This is a genomic window from Stenotrophomonas sp. I18B00994 (assembly GCF_014145825.1).
Classification (GTDB): Bacteria; Pseudomonadota; Gammaproteobacteria; order Xanthomonadales; family Xanthomonadaceae; genus Stenotrophomonas; species Stenotrophomonas maltophilia.
In genome coordinates this window covers 1-15,144 of record NZ_JACIUW010000024.1, presented here as the reverse complement: position 1 = coordinate 15,144, position 15,144 = coordinate 1, and the positions used below count along the sequence as shown (strand labels likewise).

Below are 15,144 nucleotides of genomic sequence, written 5' to 3'. Positions count from 1 at the left end.
CGTGCCGATGTGGGTCGCACTGCTGGTTGCCCTTGCTGCGGCCTCCATCAGCGCGCTGCTGTTGGGCCTGCGGCTGCGCGCGCGCAACCGGGCACTGGCCCAGCTGCAACGCGAGCGCAGCCTGCTGGCCGCCGAACGTGACCAGCTGCGCCGCACCACCGAACGACAGGGGCAGCTGGAACAGCAGCTGCTGCAGGCCAAGCAGGCCGCCGAGGCGGCGGTGCTGGCCAAGGGTGAGTTCCTGGCCACGATGAGCCACGAGATCCGTACGCCGCTCAACGGCATCCTGCCGATGCTGGAGCTGATCGCACGCGGCCCGCTGGGCGAGGACCAGCGGCAGATGCTGGCCACCGCCTCGGCCAGCTCGCAGCAGCTGCTGCGCATCGTCGACGACATCCTCGACTACTCGCGGCTGGAAGCGCAGGCGCTGGAACTGGAGATCACCAGCTTCAACCTGCGCGACCTGCTCGATGGCGTGGTGCAGCTGATGCAGCGCGCCGCCGACGCCAAGGGCCTGTCGCTGGGGCTGCAGCTGGACCCGTCGGTACGCCTGCCGGTGCGTGGCGACCCTGTACGACTGCGCCAGGTGTTGAGCAACCTGCTGGCCAACGCGATCAAGTTCACCGCGCGCGGCCAGGTACAGCTGCGCGTGCAGCGGCTGGGCGAAGGCGCGGCCCAGCACCAGCTGCGCTTCGAGATCATCGACACCGGCATCGGCATCGACGAGGCACTGCAGGCGCGCCTGTTCCAGTCCTTCAGCCAGGCCGATGCCTCAACGACCCGCATCTACGGTGGCACCGGCCTGGGCCTGGCGATCTGCAAGCGCATCATCGACCTGATGCACGGGCGCATCGGCGTGCAGTCCACGCCCGGCCAGGGCGCCACGTTCTGGTTCGAGATCCCGTTGTTGAAGGTGCCCGGCGACCTGCCGGCCATGGCGCGCACGCCAGACGCGCTGCTGCTGTTCAGTAGCGATGCCATCCTGCAGGCACGCATCGAGCGCATCGCGGCCCATCATGGACTGCTGGTGCACGCCCTGGCGCAGTTCGATGCCGTGGTCGAGCGCCTGCGCGCGGTGCCGAGGCCGGGGCAACCGGCACCGGCGTGGCTGCTGGTCGATGCACGTGCGCGCCGCATCGGTGAAGCGACGCTGCAACAGGCGTTGGCCGAACGTGGCGAAGACGACGGGCTGCAGGTGCTGTGGCTGCAGGACGATGCCCTTCCTCCACGCCCACGCCAGAGGCAGCTACCCTCGCATTTCGAAGACGCTGGGCTGCATGCACTGCTGGCTGCACCGGTTGCGCATGCGCGCCCTGCCGCGCTGCTGGCCAACGCCGGACAGGGCCAGCCCACGCCCACGCTGCCACCGCTGCACCTGCGCGTGCTGCTGGTGGAGGACAACACGGTCAACCGCATGGTGGCCGAGCAGCTGCTGCGCGTGTTCCAGTGCGAAGTGTGCAACGCCGCCGATGGCGAGCAGGCGTTGCTTGCCCTGCGCGAAGGCGACGTGGATGTGGTGCTGATGGATTGCCAGATGCCGGTGCTGGACGGCTATGCCGCCACCCGCCGCTGGCGCGCCGAGGAAGTGGAAAACGGGCGCCCGCGCCTGCCGATCATCGCGATGACCGCCAATGCCATGGCCGGTGACCGCGAGCGCTGCCTGCAGGCCGGCATGGACGACTATCTGTCCAAGCCGATTGCACGCGACACCCTGCATGCGCTGCTGCAGCGCTGGGGCGGCGGCAAAGCCGCATCACCTGCACGGCCTTCGATAGAGCCGAGCCATGCCCGGCTGACGGCCGATAGCCGTCGCGCTCCATCAGCCGAGCATGGCTCGGCTCTGCAGGACGATGACAGCCGAGTCGGCTCCAAGCCGCAGCCAGTGCTGGACCGCGATGTGCTGGACGAACTGCATGCAGTGATCGGGGAGAGCGCCATCCAGATCGTCTCGGTGTTCCTGGAGGATGCGCCGGCAATGGTGCAGCAGCTGCAGCAGGCAGCGCAGAACGGTGACGAGCCTCGCCTGCAGGCCGTCGCGCACAGCCTCAAGTCATCCAGCGCGAACGTGGGCGCGCTGTCGCTGTCGTCAGTCGCGCAGCGCATCGAGCACGAAGCCCGCAGCGGCAGCCTGCAGCGCCCCGCAGTAGCGGTGGCGCTGCTGGTTGCGGAATTCGCCCGAGCGCGCGTGGCACTGACGGGCTACCTGGCACAGCATCGCGCCGGCCAGGCCGGCTGACTCACTCTTCCAGCTTGCTCAGCAGGTACTTCGGTTCACCGATGCGCTCGATCAGGTCGAGCTGGGTTTCCAGCCAGTCGATGTGCTCTTCTTCCGAATCGAGGATCTTCACGAACAGCTGGCGGCTGACGTAGTCGCCGACCGAATCGGCATACGCCACGGCCTCGCGCAGGGTGACCACGCCATCGCGTTCCAGCGACAGGTCGCACTGCAGGATCTCGGTCGGGTTCTCACCAATGCGCAGCTTGCCCAGCGCCTGGAAGTTCGGCAGGCCTTCGAGGAACAGGATGCGGTCGGCGAGCATGTCGGCATGCTTCATCTCGTCGATCGATTCCTTGTACTCGTGTTCGGCCAGTTCCTTGATCCCCCAGTTCTTCAGCATCTTGGCATGCAGGAAGTACTGGTTGATCGCGGTCAGCTCGTTGTAGAGGACCTTGTTGAGGAATTCGATGACCTTGGTGTCGCCCTTCATGGGGATGCTCCTGCACGCTGAAAACGCAGGCACTTTAACGCCTTGCCTGCAGTCGTGAAGGAACGCGAATCGTGCGCATTGGCCTGTGCGGCCGCACGTGAAGAATGCGAAAGCGCGCCGTCAACGCGCCGCCAAGAGACGATCAGGCGACCTGGGCCAGACCCAATACCGGCAGCGGCAGATCGTGGGTGGCACGCGCCTTGGCCAGCAGATCGCCGGCCATGTCCAGGCAGGAACCGCAGGTAGCGCCACAGCCGGTACGCATGGTCAGTTCGGCCACCGTACTGACGCCATGGCTGGCGGCTTCGCGGATCTGGTGGTCGGTGACTCCGTTGCAGATGCAGACGTACACAGGCGTGAACCGGGCTGGCAGGCCAGAAGCGGCCTGTTGGCTATTCCAATGGAAACGAGAATGGTTGTCAATCAGAGACCTGAACCATTCTCGATACCGTTCAGCCCGTCAGCTGGCCGGGCCATCGCCCGTGGCCTTCTTCGGCCAATAGCCGCGGGTCCGAGGGCGCTTGCGTGGGCGGTCGTGCCCGGCGGTATGGCCAGGCATCCAGGCTTCGGCGGCGCTCTTGGGCATGGCGGTAACCCCCTGCCCGGCCACCCCGCGGGCCAGCGGCGCCAGATGTCGCAACGCACGCGCATAGACGCCACGCTTGAACATCACCACATGCTCCACCGGGTACCAGAAGTCCACCCAGCGCCAGTGGTCGAACTCGGGCGAGTCGGTGTGGTCCAGCTTCACGTGGGATTCGTCGCCGGTCAGGCGCAGCAGGAACCAGACCTGCTTCTGGCCGATGCAGACCTGCCGCTCATTGCGGCGGATGGCCCGCGCCGGCAGCTTGTAGCGCAGCCAGCCGGGCGTCGCCCCGAGCACTTCCACATGCTCGGGCAGCAGGCCGGTCTCTTCCTGCAGTTCACGATACATGGCCTCGACAGGCGTCTCGTCGGTGTTCATGCCACCCTGCGGGAACTGCCAGCCGTCCCGGCGCACGCGTCGTGCCCAGAACACCTGGCCGTCCTGCCGCATCAGCACGATGCCGACGTTCGGTCGATAGCCGTCCGGATCGATCACGATGCGGACTCCTAAGAAAATCTACTGGCCGGGACTATCCCATGCCCTCTGTCGGCCCACAAGCACGACACAAAAGTGTTGACAGGGGCGGTACACATCCGCAGAATAGCGGGCTCACCAAGGCTATGTAGCTCAGCCGGTTAGAGCACAGCACTCATAATGCTGGGGTCGGTGGTTCGAGTCCACCCATAGCCACCACACTGAAAATCAAGTTGTTTTTCAGCGTGAAAAGTGAGAAAATAGTTGCACGTTTTGCCCCGTCGCCAAGCGGTAAGGCACCTGACTCTGACTCAGGCATTCGGTGGTTCGAATCCATCCGGGGCAGCCAAATTAAAAGCAAAAGGCCAGATCGAAAGATCTGGCCTTTTGCTTTTCATCTGGTCGCGCATTCCACCTTGTCCCCGCGCCTCTCGGCACACCCCCTTGAACAACAACGGGGCTCTTCTCCAGAAAGAACCCTGGGGCCGGATCCTTTTCCGCAGGGAAAGGCCCTGACCCCACCCTCCCGACACGCGAGACCACGGGTAGTGCCGGCCGCTGGCCGGCAACCAGGAAATCCATGACCCCGGAACGACAAAAGCCCGGCCGAAGCCGGGCTTTTGCTTTTCCATCCAGCGGGCTCCCGAAGGAGCCCAACCAGGCGCGGTAAATCAGCGCTTGGAGAACTGGGTGGCGCGACGGGCCTTGTGCAGACCGACCTTCTTGCGCTCGACTTCACGGGCGTCACGGGTCATGAAGCCAGCCTTGCGCAGCTCGGACTTCAGGGTTTCGTCGTACTCGACCAGAGCACGGGCGATGCCCAGACGGATCGCACCGGCCTGGCCGGTGGTGCCGCCGCCAGCGGCGGTGACCAGGATGTCGAAGCTTTCGGTGTTCTTGGTCAGCTCGAGCGGCTGGCGCACGATCATGCGCGCGGTCTCACGACCGAAGAACTCGTCCAGCGGACGGCCATTGACGGTGATGTTGCCCGAACCCTTGCGCAGGAACACGCGAGCGGTGGAGGACTTGCGGCGGCCAGTGCCGTAGTTTTGAGTGATAGCCATGATTAGATATCCAGAACCTGCGGCTGCTGTGCGGCGTGCGGATGCTCAGTGCCAGCGTAGACCTTGAGCTTGCGGTACATCTGGCGACCCAGCGGGCCCTTCGGCAGCATGCCCTTCACGGCGATCTCGATCACGCGCTCCGGGTGGCGCTCCAGCGCCTGGGCCAGGGACTCGGTCTTCAGGTTGCCGATGTAACCGGTGAAACGGTGATACATCTTGTCCTGCAGCTTCTTGCCGGTGACGGCAATCTTTTCTGCATTGATGACGACCAGGTAGTCGCCGGTATCAACGTGCGGGGTGTAGACCGGCTTGTGCTTGCCACGCAGACGGCGGGCCAGCTCGGTGGCGAGACGGCCCAGGGTCTTGCCCTCGGCGTCGACGAGGTACCAGTCGCGCTGGACGGTCTCGTTCTTGGCAGTGAAAGTGCTCATGAAGAACTCTAGGTTAGGTCGGGCTCATTGCGGCGAAAGGCTCGCCGGAACTCTGCCACGCGTTGTGAAAAGGTGAAGCGTAAGAGGCCGGATTGTACTCATCCTGCCGCGGGAGCGCAACCCGTCCCCTGGGCCGGGTTGGCAGGGGCGCGGGGCCGGGCGAGAATCGGGGGGTCTTCCGCCCCACCGCGTACTGCCATGACCGTGCTCCGCCAGACCACTCCGCTGGACCACCTGCTGACCGAGGCGCAGCGCGCCCTGGACACAGTGTTCGGCAATCCGCCGGCGGCCCGCCCCTACCCCGCCACGGACACCGGCGAGCCCGGCATGGACAGCGCCGAGCGGCGCCATGCCGCAGGCCTGATGCGGATCAACCACGTCGGCGAGGTCTGCGCGCAGGGCCTGTACTTCGGCCAGGCCGCCGTGGCGCGCGACCCGGCCACGCGGGAGCACCTGCTGGAAGCGGCGCAGGAAGAAACCGACCACCTGGCCTGGTGCGCCACCCGGCTGGCCGAACTGGACAGCCGTCCGAGCCTGTTCAACCCGCTCTGGTACGCCGGCAGCTACACCATCGGCACCCTGGCCGGGCTGCGCGGCGACGGCTGGAACCTGGGCTTCGTGGTCGAGACCGAGCGCCAGGTGGAGGCCCACCTGGACGAGCACCTGGTCGACCTGCCGGCCGGCGACCTGCGCAGCCGCGCGGTCATCGCGGTGATGAAGGAAGACGAGGCCCGCCATGCGGACCACGCCGAGCAGGCCGGCGCTCGCCGCCTGCCGTTCCCGATCCCGGGCGTGATGGCACTGGCCTCCAGGGTGATGAAGACCATCGCCTACCGCATTTGAAGGGTCGCCCGCACCAACGGTGCGGGCCTACCAGGAGGTGCGGGGGGGGGGGCCGACGGTGGGACCCGACCGTTGGTCGGGCCATCAATCAGTTCGGCGAGACCAGCTTCAGGCCGATCACACCAGCCACGATCAGGCCCACGCAGGCCAGGCGGGCCGGTGATGCGCTGTCGTTGAACAGGTAGATGCCCAGCACCGCCACGCCCATGGCACCGATACCGGTCCAGATCGCGTAGGCCGTGCCGACCGGGATGCTCTTCATCGCCTGGCTCATCAGGTACAGGCTGATCAGCGCGGATACCACCGTGGCAGCGGTGGGCAGGGGTTTGCTGAAGCCTTCGGAGTACTTCATTCCGAGGGCGAAACCGATCTCGAACAGGCCGGCCAGCAGCAGGTAGATCCAGGGCATGGGTGGGGGCTCCTTACCTTTTTTGAAAAAAACGAAACGGCCCGGTGTTTTCACACCGGGCCGTGGGTCGGTACATCACCGTGGAACTGTAACGCGTGCGGGGCACTGGTTCCACGGGGCGGGTCGTCCCGCCTGGGTGGCGATGCCTGCGGGCATCGCACATGGGGCTTACTCGGACAGGTTGCGGCCGTGGAACAGCTCTTCGATCTCGCGCTTGAGCAGCGCTTCGATCTTCATGCGTTCCTTGAACGACAGGTTCTTGGCCTTTTCCTCGAACAGGTACTGGTCCAGGTCGAAGTCCTTCAGGTGCATCTTCGTGTGGAAGATGTTTTCCTGGTAGACGTTGACGTCGAACATCTCGTAACGCGACTTGATGTTCTTGGCCAGGAAGTTCTGGATCGAGTTGATCTTGTGGTCGATGAAGTGCTTCTTGCCCTTCACATCGCGGGTGAAGCCACGGACGCGGTAGTCCATGATCACGATGTCCGACTCAAGGCTCTCGATCAGGTAGTTCAGGGCCTTCAGCGGGGAAATGACGCCACAGGTGGCCACGTCGATGTCCGCGCGGAACGTCGCGATACCTTCCTGCGGATGGGTTTCCGGGTAGGTGTGGACAGTGATGTGGCTCTTGTCCATGTGCGCGACCACGGCGTCGGAGATCAGCTCCTTGCCGGCCAGCTTCTTGTCGATCACCGGCTCTTCGGAGATCAGGATGGTCACCGAGGCACCCTGCGGGTCGTAGTCCTGGCGGGCCACGTTCAGGATGTTGGCGCCGATGATCTCGGCGACATCGGTCAAGATTTGAGTCAGCCTGTCGGCGTTGTACTCTTCATCGATGTATTCAATGTAACGCTGACGCTCCTCTTCGGTGCGCGCGTAACACACGTCATAGATGTTGAAGCTCAGCGCCTTGGTGAGGTTGTTGAAACCCTGCAGCCTCAGGCGAGGCAACGGCTTGACCACGGCGGTCGATTCCTGTGTAAGAAGGGAAAGGGGGAATTATGGGGCAAACTGCCCCCGGGGGGAACGTGAAGACGCAAGAGTTCTGGCACACTGTTTGCCCTTAACAATTGCGCTGGTTAAGCTCCGCTATCGACCCCGTGAATCCGTTCATGCGCAGAGGGAGCGCCCCTATCGTGTCAACCGTGCGCCTAGCTAGCAGTCCACTGGCCTTGGATATCGCCACCATCGATCGTTTCCTGGCGCACAGCCACCGGCGGCGATATCCCACCCGTACCGACGTCTTCCGACCCGGTGACCCGGCGGGAACCCTGTACTACGTTGTCAGCGGCTCGGTTTCAATCATGGCCGAGGAAGATGACGATCGAGAGCTTGTGCTGGGCTACTTCGGTGCCGGCGAGTTCGTTGGCGAAATGGGCCTGTTCGTCGAATCGGACCGCCGCGAGGTGATCCTGCGGACCCGTACCGCCTGCGAACTGGCCGAAATCAGCTACGAGCGCCTGCACCAGCTGTTCCTCGGTCCGCTGTCGGCCGACGCCCCGCGCCTGCTGTATGCGCTGGGCCAGCAGATTTCCAAGCGCCTGCTCGATACCAGCCGCAAGGCCAGTCGCCTGGCATTCCTGGATGTTACCGATCGGATCGTGCGCACACTGCACGATCTGGCGCAGGAACCAGAAGCGATGAGCCATCCGCAGGGCAGCCAGCTGCGCGTGTCACGCCAGGAACTGGCGCGCCTGGTCGGCTGCTCGCGCGAAATGGCCGGCCGCGTGCTGAAGAAGCTGCAGACCGACGGCCTGCTGCATGCCCGCGGCAAGACCGTGGTGCTGTACGGCACCCGTTGACCGTTGAGCACCCGGTGGGTGCGGACCTTGGTCCGCACTCCTTCGCGCGCTAGGCTCGTTGCATGGAACTGAGCAGCGAATTCTGGTGGTTCATCCTCATCGGCCTTGGCGCGCAGCTGGTTGACGGCGCACTGGGCATGGCCTTCGGCCTGGTGTCCTCGTCGGTGATGCTGAGCATGGGCCTGCCACCGGCGCAGGTCAGCGCCAGCATCCACACCGCTGAAGTGTTCACCACCGGCGCCTCGGGCGTGTCGCACCTCGCCGCCGGGAATGTCGATAAACGCCTGTTCCTGCGGCTGGCCCTGCCCGGTGCGGTGGGCGGCGCCCTGGGCGCGTACGTGCTCACCCAGATCCCCGGCGACATCATCCGCCCCCTCATCTACCTGTACCTGCTGGTGCTGGCGATCATCATCCTGGCGCGCGCCGCGGGGCGCTGGATGCCCAAGGGCGAGATCCGCCGGGTACCGGTGCTGGGCTTCTTCGCGGGCCTGCTGGACGCCAGCGGCGGTGGCGGCTGGGGACCGATCGCCACGTCCACCCTGCTCGCCCGTGGCGGCCAGGCGCGCACCACCATCGGTACGGTCAACGCGGCCGAGTTCGTGGTCACGTTGACGGTGTCAGCGACCTTCCTGTTGTCGATGGGCGTGCAGCACCTGCAGATCGTCGCCGGCCTGCTGATCGGCGGCATGATGGCCGCGCCGGTGGCGGCGATCCTGGTCAAGCGGGTGAAGGAGCGCTGGGTGCTGGTGGCCGTGGGCGTGCTGGTGCTGGGGATCAGCCTGTTCCAGATCGGCCATGCGGTGTACGGGTACCTGGGGCATTGAGCGTTTGCCGGCCAGCGGCCGGCACTACCGGGACGGAGGAGGGTAGTGCCGGCCGCTGGCCGGCAGATCCGTCATCGTGCGATGGGGTCAGGCCCCGGACGGGATCCGGCCCCGGGCTACGCCTTGTCGCCGCCGCGGTCCACGCAGCCCCAGTTGAGGATGCGGGTGCCGGCCGGCAGCACGCGGCGGAAGAAGTCCACCCTGGATCGCTTCGGGTTCACCACCACCGGCGCCTTGGCGGCCAGCAGCAACGGCAGGTCGGCGGTGCTGTCGGAGTAGGCGATGTCGATATTGCCGTAGCCGCGCTCGCGCAGCATGCGCATCTTTTCTTCGTTGTGGCAGTGGCGGGTCGGGCCGACGCCGCCCAGTCGCGGGCCGACCTCGGTGCCGATCACCGGCACGTCCTGGTGGGCAACGAACGCCAGGATGGCGCGGGCCAGTTCCGGCGGTGCGCCGGTGGCGACCACTACACGGTCGCCCTTGGCGCGGTGCGCAGCGAACACCTCCAGCGCCTGCGGCAGCAGCTTGGCGCGCATCTGCGCCTCGTTGCGCAGCACGTAGGCATCGATCACCTTGTTGAAATCGCGCGCACGGTGCAGGCCGAAGCTGCCGATCCACACGTAGACCGAAATACCCGTTCGGCGGGTCGGCAGCATCGCCACCAACGGCCCGGCGATCGGCGTGACCAGCAGCGCGGCCAGCATGCGCAGCGGGTTGCGCTTGATCAGCGAGGCGAACAGATGGGTGCCCGAATCGCCGTCGTAGAGGGTGTGGTCGAAATCGAAGACCACCAGCGGCGCATCGTCGCGCGGCGTCGGATAGTGCGTTGTCATGCCGCGAAGAATAGCTGACGCAGGCCCTCGCCCGGCTCTTCCACGCGCATGAAGGCCTCGCCGACCAGGAATGCATGGATGCCGGCATCGCGCATCAGCGCGACGTCCTGCGGGCCGAGGATGCCACTCTCGGTGACCAGCAGGCGGTCACGCGGCACCGCCTGCTGCATGTCCAGCGTGGTCTGCAGCGACACCTCGAAGGTGCGCAGGTTGCGGTTGTTGATGCCGATCATCGGCGCCGGCACCTGCAGCGCGCGCTCCAGTTCGTCGATGTCATGCACTTCCACCAGCACGTCCATGCCCAGCGACAGCGCCAGCTCGGACAACGTGGCCAGCTGGGTATCGTCCAGCGCGGCGACGATCAGCAGGATGCAGTCGGCGCCCAGCACGCGCGCCTCGTACACCTGGTAGGCGTCGATGACGAAATCCTTGCGCAGCACCGGCAGCGTGCAGGCTTCACGGGCCTGCTGCAGATAGGCGTCGGCGCCCTGGAAGAAGTCCACGTCGGTCAGCACCGACAGGCAGCTGGCGCCACCGAACTCGTAGCTGACGGCGATGTCGGCCGGGCGGAAATCCGGGCGGATCACGCCCTTGGAGGGGCTGGCCTTCTTCACCTCGGCAATCACCGCCGGGTCGCCATTGGCCACCGCCGCCTGCAGCGCGCGCACGAAGCCACGTACCGGCGGGGCGCTGGCCACGGCGGCCTGCAGCTCCTCGAGCGGGCGCTGGGCGCGGCGCTGGGCCACTTCTTCGGCCTTGCGGGCCAGGATCGTCTGCAGGATGTCGCTCATCGTCTTCGGGTCGGTGCGGGGGGCGGTGAGGACGGCCATTATCGGCCATCGAGAGGGTGAGGCTGAACCGCGCGCTCAGGCAACCAGCGCGCGGGTGGTCTCCACATACTGCTGCAGGCGCTGGCGGGCGCTGCCATTGGCGATGGCGGCACGGGCGCGGGCCAGGCCGTCTCCGATGTCGCTGGCCACACCAGCCACGTACAGGGCGGCACCGGCATTCAGCGCGACGATGTCCAGCGCCGGGCCCGGCTCGTTGTCGAGCACGGCGCGCAGCATCTGGATGGACTGTTCCGGACCGTCCACGCGCAGGTTGCGGCTGGCCGACATGGCGATGCCGAAGTCCTCCGGGTGGATCTCGTACTCGCGCACCTTGCCGTCGCGCAGTTCGCCGACCAGGGTGCCGGCGCCCAGCGAGATCTCGTCCATGTTGTCACGGCCCCAGACCACCATCGCGCGCTCGGTACCCAGTTCGCGCAGCACGCGCGCCTGGATGCCGACCAGATCGGGATGGAACACGCCCATCAGTACCGACGGTGCACTGGCCGGGTTGGTCAGCGGGCCGAGGATGTTGAAGATGGTGCGCACGCCCATCTCGCGGCGCACCGGCGCGACGACCTTCATCGACGGGTGATGGATCGGCGCGAACATGAAGCCGATGCCGGTCCGGTCGATGGCCGCGGCCACCTGGTCAGGCTGCAGCTCGATCACCGCGCCCAGCGCTTCCAGCGCATCGGCACTGCCGGACTTGGACGACACGCTGCGGTTGCCATGCTTGGCCACGCGCGCGCCTGCAGCAGCAGCGACGAACATCGCGCAGGTGGAGATGTTGAAGGTGTGCGAGCCATCGCCACCGGTGCCAACGATGTCAACCAGGTTGGAGGTATCGGCCACCGGCACTGGCCGGGCGAATTCACGCATCACGGTGGCCGCCGCGGCGATTTCGTCCACGGTCTCCTTCTTCACGCGCAGCCCGGTGAGGATGGCGGCGGTCATCATCGGCGAGACATCGCCGCGCATGATCTGCCGCATCAGGTCGACCATTTCGTCGAAGAAGATTTCGCGGTGTTCGATGGTGCGATGCAGGGCTTCCTGGGGGGAGAAGCTCATGGGAATGCTCCTTGGATCAGGCCGCCGGGCGCTGCAGGAAATTGCGCAGCAGGGCGTGACCGTGTTCGGTGAGGATGGACTCGGGGTGGAACTGCACGCCTTCCACCGGGAACTGGCGGTGGCGCAGGCCCATGATCTCTTCGATCGAGCCGTCGTCGTTCTCGGTCCAGGCGGTCACTTCCAGCACATCAGGCAGGCTGTTCTTGTCCACCACCAGCGAGTGGTAGCGGGTGGCTTGGTAGCGGTCCGGCAGGCCGGCGAACACGCCCTTGCCTTCATGGCGGATCGGCGAGGTCTTGCCGTGCATGATGTTGCCGGCACGGATGACCGTGCCGCCGTAGACCTGGCCGATGCCCTGGTGGCCCAGGCACACGCCGAGGATCGGCGTGGTCGGGCCCAGGCGCTCGATCAGTTCCAGCGACACGCCCGCTTCGTTGGGCGTGCACGGGCCGGGCGAGATGACGATGCGCTCGGGCTTCTGCGCGGCAATCTCGTCCACGCTCATTGCATCGTTGCGCACCACCTTCACCTCGGCGCCCAGCGTCTGCAGGTACTGCACGAGGTTGTAGGTGAAGCTGTCGTAGTTGTCGATCATCCACAACATGGTCAGGTTCCGTCGCTTATCAGGAAAATGGCGTACACGTTTTCGGTGTAGGTGATGGGGCCGGCCTCCACCGACTCGCGCAGGCGCGAGCCCGTGGTCTCGATGCTGTTCATCGGTGCCTCGGGCGCGGGCGGCGAGGGCGGCGTCACCAGATCCCCACTGCTGGGCCAATTGCCCGCCTGCACGCCATAGGCAAAGTTCGGCGCTACATCGGAAATGCTGTACAGCCCGCGCAGCTGGGTGCCGTAGGCCTTGGCCAGGCCCTGCGCAGACTGGCGGGTCTGGGCCGCCGCCTCACCCTTGAGTTCGCGGCGCAGCGCCACTTCGCCCGAGTACATCGGCGCCACGCTGCTGACCTGCAGGTTCTCGTTGGCCTTCAGCGCCCCCAGCACGTCCTGCATCTGCTGGACGCTGGCGAAGCTGGCGCGCAGTTGGCGTGACACGCGGGTGCCGATGAAAACCTGCCGGTTCTGCTCATAGCGCGTGGCAGGACCGACCCGCAGGTTGTCCGCGCGCACGCTGCCTTCCACCGCCTTGTGCTGCTTGAACAGTGCCAGCACGCGGGCAACGTTGTCCTGCACGCGGCGGCGCGCGGCGTCGGCATCCATGTCGGTCTCTTCGATGTTCAACTGCAGGCCGAACCGGTCCGGCATCACCACGCGACGCGCCTCGCCCTTCACCAGCAGGTGCGGCTGCGACGGAATGGTATTGGCCTGCGCCCACGCAGACGGGGCCATCGTGGCCAGCAGTGACGACCACAGCAATGCGCTCAGCAGCTTCATGCAGTACTCCTTGTCTTGAACGGGAACAGCGGAACGACCACGGCGCGGCGCCGTGGCGAGGCAGGCTTACAGGCCCTTGGCGGCCTGGGCGACGGCGCGGAACAGCGCGCGGCCCTTGTTCATCGTCTCGTCCCATTCCTTGTCCGGGTCCGAGTCGTAGACGATGCCGGCGCCGGCCTGCACGTACAGGCGGCCGTCCTTGATCACCGCGGTGCGGATCGCGATCGCGGTATCGGCATCGCCGTGCCAGCCGATGTAGCCGATGCTGCCGGCGTAGACATTGCGCTTGATCGGTTCCAGCTCGCGGATCACTTCCAGCGCGCGGATCTTCGGCGCGCCGCTGACGGTGCCTGCCGGGAAGGTGGCGCGCAGCACGTCGGCGTAGCTCAGGCCCGGCTGCAGCTGCCCGGTCACTTCGCTGACGATGTGCATGACATGGCTGTAGCGCTCGATCACGAACTGCTCGCCCACTTCCACGGTGCCCGCCCTGGACACACGACCGGCATCGTTGCGGCCGAGGTCGATCAGCATCAGGTGCTCGGCGCGTTCCTTCGGGTCGGCCAGCAGCTCGGCTTCCAGCGCCAGGTCCTGCTCGGGCGTGGCGCCACGCGGGCGGGTGCCGGCGATCGGGCGCACGGTGACTTTGCCATCCTGAAGGCGCACCAGGATTTCCGGCGAGGAGCCGACCACCTGCAGGTCGCCGACATCCAGGAAATACATGTACGGCGACGGGTTCAGTGCACGCAGCGCGCGGTACACATCCACCGGCCGCGCCTTGAACGGCACGCTCAGGCGCTGGCTCAGCACCACCTGGAAGATGTCACCGGCGCGGATGTATTCCTTGCTGCGCTGGACCGCATCGACGAACCCTTCGCGGGTGAACCCGGAAACGAAATCGGATTCGTCCAGCACATCGCTGTTGAGCGGTGCGGGATAACCGGCGCCCGGTGCACGCAGCTTGGCAGTCAGCGCATCCAGGCGCGCCTGGGCCTGCTCGAAGGCGCCCTCGACCCGGGGGTCGGCGTGCACGATCAGGTACAGGCGGCCCTTGAGGTTGTCGAACACGGCCAGCTCGTTGGAATCCAGCAGCAGGATGTCCGGCGTGCCCAGCTCATCGCGGCCGGCCGGCGGGGCCAGGCGTGGTTCGATGTAGCCGATGCACTCGAAGCCGAACCAGCCGACCAGGCCACCGGTGAAGCCCGGCAGGCCTTCCAGCTTCGGCACCGAGTGGGCGCTGCGCAGCGCCTCGACTTCAGCGAACGGGTCGGCGACCTCGCGGGTGTCCACCACCTGGCCGTCTTCGCGCACGGTCAGCGTGTGGCCGTGGAAGGCGTACACGCGGCGCGCCGGCAGGCCGATGATCGAGTAACGACCAAAGCGCTCGCCGCCTTCGACGGATTCAAACAGGTAGGTATTGGGGCCGTCGGCGAGCTTCAGATAGACCGAAAGCGGCGTGTCCAGGTCGGACAGCACTTCGCGGACGACGGGAATGTGGGTGTGGCCTTCAGCGGCCTGCTGCTGAAACTGAGCGTGCGAGTTCAAGACGACTTTCCTTCCGGGACACAGCGTTATGGGGGCGGACGACGGCAACGGGCCACCATCGCCACCAACGGCGTGCGGAAGAAAGGGTATGCGGGGTCGTCAGGCTGGACACCCCTTGACTGTATCGCAGCTTGGACGGCTGGGGAACCCTAAAAAACTGAACCACGGGACGGGCGGGGCCGGCCACGGTGACCGGTGGCGGCGACCGGCGCGGGAGCCGGTAGAGTCGACTGTTAGTTGTGATCTCTCGGTAGGTTGTTCATCCGGGGCATCTTTGGAAAATGGTGGTTACCACACCTATCCAGTCCCCAAAGAGCCCGGATGAACCACCATAAAAATGCCCG

Annotated in this window: 17 protein-coding genes and 2 tRNA genes; 6 read left to right on the top strand and 13 right to left on the bottom strand. The window is 66.0% G+C overall.

The genetic code is table 11. The features are described from left to right. The first annotated feature begins 1 nt into the window (after position 1). Positions 2-2,236: an ATP-binding protein gene (locus H4O10_RS19300; RefSeq protein WP_049454131.1), complete on the top strand. Its 2,235-nt coding sequence runs from the start codon at positions 2-4 to the stop codon at positions 2,234-2,236. A gap of 1 nt (position 2,237) precedes the next feature. On the opposite strand, the gene bfr is transcribed toward H4O10_RS19300, so the two are convergent. The 3 genes from bfr to H4O10_RS19285 all read right to left on the bottom strand — a co-directional run bounded on the left by bfr (position 2,238) and on the right by H4O10_RS19285 (position 3,789). Beyond that, positions 2,238-2,708 (bottom strand): bacterioferritin, encoded by a 471-nt coding sequence (bfr, locus tag H4O10_RS19295; protein ID WP_005414691.1) that lies wholly within the window; start codon positions 2,706-2,708, stop codon positions 2,238-2,240. 142 nt (positions 2,709-2,850) lie between these two features. Further along, positions 2,851-3,060 (bottom strand): bacterioferritin-associated ferredoxin, encoded by a 210-nt coding sequence (locus H4O10_RS19290; RefSeq protein ID WP_005411309.1) that lies wholly within the window; start codon positions 3,058-3,060, stop codon positions 2,851-2,853. Between the two features lie 108 nt (positions 3,061-3,168). Further along, positions 3,169-3,789 carry an RNA pyrophosphohydrolase gene (locus H4O10_RS19285; RefSeq protein ID WP_005411310.1) on the bottom strand — a complete coding sequence of 207 codons (621 nt, stop codon included), beginning with the start codon at positions 3,787-3,789 and terminating at the stop codon, positions 3,169-3,171. A gap of 121 nt (positions 3,790-3,910) precedes the next feature. On the opposite strand from H4O10_RS19285, the gene H4O10_RS19280 reads away from it, so the two are divergent. Both H4O10_RS19280 and H4O10_RS19275 read left to right on the top strand, forming a co-directional pair. Then, positions 3,911-3,987 (top strand) — tRNA-Met (locus H4O10_RS19280). Positions 3,988-4,042: 55 nt separating this feature from the next. Further along, positions 4,043-4,117 (top strand) — tRNA-Gln (locus H4O10_RS19275). 322 nt (positions 4,118-4,439) lie between these two features. On the opposite strand, the gene rpsI is transcribed toward H4O10_RS19275, so the two are convergent. Together rpsI and rplM are read right to left on the bottom strand one after the other, a co-directional pair. Beyond that, positions 4,440-4,832 (bottom strand): 30S ribosomal protein S9, encoded by a 393-nt coding sequence (gene rpsI, locus H4O10_RS19270; RefSeq protein ID WP_005411311.1) that lies wholly within the window; start codon positions 4,830-4,832, stop codon positions 4,440-4,442. Positions 4,833-4,834: 2 nt separating this feature from the next. Beyond that, positions 4,835-5,263 (bottom strand): 50S ribosomal protein L13, encoded by a 429-nt coding sequence (gene rplM, locus H4O10_RS19265; protein WP_005414692.1) that lies wholly within the window; start codon positions 5,261-5,263, stop codon positions 4,835-4,837. Positions 5,264-5,461: 198 nt separating this feature from the next. On the opposite strand from rplM, the gene coq7 reads away from it, so the two are divergent. Next, positions 5,462-6,106 carry a 2-polyprenyl-3-methyl-6-methoxy-1,4-benzoquinone monooxygenase gene (gene coq7 / locus H4O10_RS19260; RefSeq protein ID WP_005411313.1) on the top strand — a complete coding sequence of 215 codons (645 nt, stop codon included), beginning with the start codon at positions 5,462-5,464 and terminating at the stop codon, positions 6,104-6,106. Positions 6,107-6,194: 88 nt separating this feature from the next. On the opposite strand, the gene sugE is transcribed toward coq7, so the two are convergent. Further along, positions 6,195-6,515, bottom strand: a complete 321-nt coding sequence (gene sugE / locus H4O10_RS19255) for a quaternary ammonium compound efflux SMR transporter SugE (protein ID WP_005411314.1) — start codon at positions 6,513-6,515, stop codon at positions 6,195-6,197. Positions 6,516-6,683: 168 nt separating this feature from the next. Beyond that, entirely contained in the window at positions 6,684-7,478 is a 795-nt protein-coding gene (gene speD / locus H4O10_RS19250) for an adenosylmethionine decarboxylase (RefSeq protein ID WP_005411315.1), read from the bottom strand. 149 nt (positions 7,479-7,627) lie between these two features. Here speD and crp point away from each other — a divergent pair, with 149 nt between their 5' ends. Both crp and H4O10_RS19240 read left to right on the top strand, forming a co-directional pair. Beyond that, entirely contained in the window at positions 7,628-8,317 is a 690-nt protein-coding gene (crp, locus tag H4O10_RS19245; RefSeq protein WP_012481435.1) for a cAMP-activated global transcriptional regulator CRP, read from the top strand. Positions 8,318-8,379: 62 nt separating this feature from the next. Further along, a complete protein-coding gene (locus H4O10_RS19240) occupies positions 8,380-9,141 on the top strand; it encodes a sulfite exporter TauE/SafE family protein (RefSeq protein WP_005411317.1) in 762 nt (253 codons plus the stop codon). 116 nt (positions 9,142-9,257) lie between these two features. Here H4O10_RS19240 and H4O10_RS19235 read toward each other — a convergent pair whose 3' ends face one another. The 6 genes from H4O10_RS19235 to trpE all read right to left on the bottom strand — a co-directional run bounded on the left by H4O10_RS19235 (position 9,258) and on the right by trpE (position 14,800). Continuing rightward, the gene (locus tag H4O10_RS19235; protein WP_005411318.1) at positions 9,258-9,974 is read right to left on the bottom strand and encodes a haloacid dehalogenase-like hydrolase; all 717 of its coding nucleotides are present in this window, start codon (positions 9,972-9,974) and stop codon (positions 9,258-9,260) included. Next, positions 9,971-10,765 carry an indole-3-glycerol phosphate synthase TrpC gene (gene trpC / locus H4O10_RS19230; protein WP_005414695.1) on the bottom strand — a complete coding sequence of 265 codons (795 nt, stop codon included), beginning with the start codon at positions 10,763-10,765 and terminating at the stop codon, positions 9,971-9,973. The genes H4O10_RS19235 and trpC overlap by 4 nt, the downstream gene beginning before the upstream one ends. Before the next feature lie 75 nt (positions 10,766-10,840). Next, on the bottom strand, positions 10,841-11,872 hold the full coding sequence (gene trpD, locus H4O10_RS19225) for an anthranilate phosphoribosyltransferase (RefSeq protein WP_005411320.1): 1,032 nt from the start codon (positions 11,870-11,872) through the stop codon (positions 10,841-10,843). Between the two features lie 16 nt (positions 11,873-11,888). Then, positions 11,889-12,476 (bottom strand): aminodeoxychorismate/anthranilate synthase component II, encoded by a 588-nt coding sequence (locus H4O10_RS19220; protein ID WP_005414697.1) that lies wholly within the window; start codon positions 12,474-12,476, stop codon positions 11,889-11,891. Positions 12,477-12,478: 2 nt separating this feature from the next. Next, positions 12,479-13,258, bottom strand: a complete 780-nt coding sequence (locus tag H4O10_RS19215) for an SIMPL domain-containing protein (protein WP_049402337.1) — start codon at positions 13,256-13,258, stop codon at positions 12,479-12,481. Positions 13,259-13,324: 66 nt separating this feature from the next. Then, complete coding sequence (trpE, locus tag H4O10_RS19210; protein WP_033833582.1) at positions 13,325-14,800, bottom strand: anthranilate synthase component I; 1,476 nt, start codon at positions 14,798-14,800, stop codon at positions 13,325-13,327. Positions 14,801-15,144 lie beyond the last annotated feature (344 nt).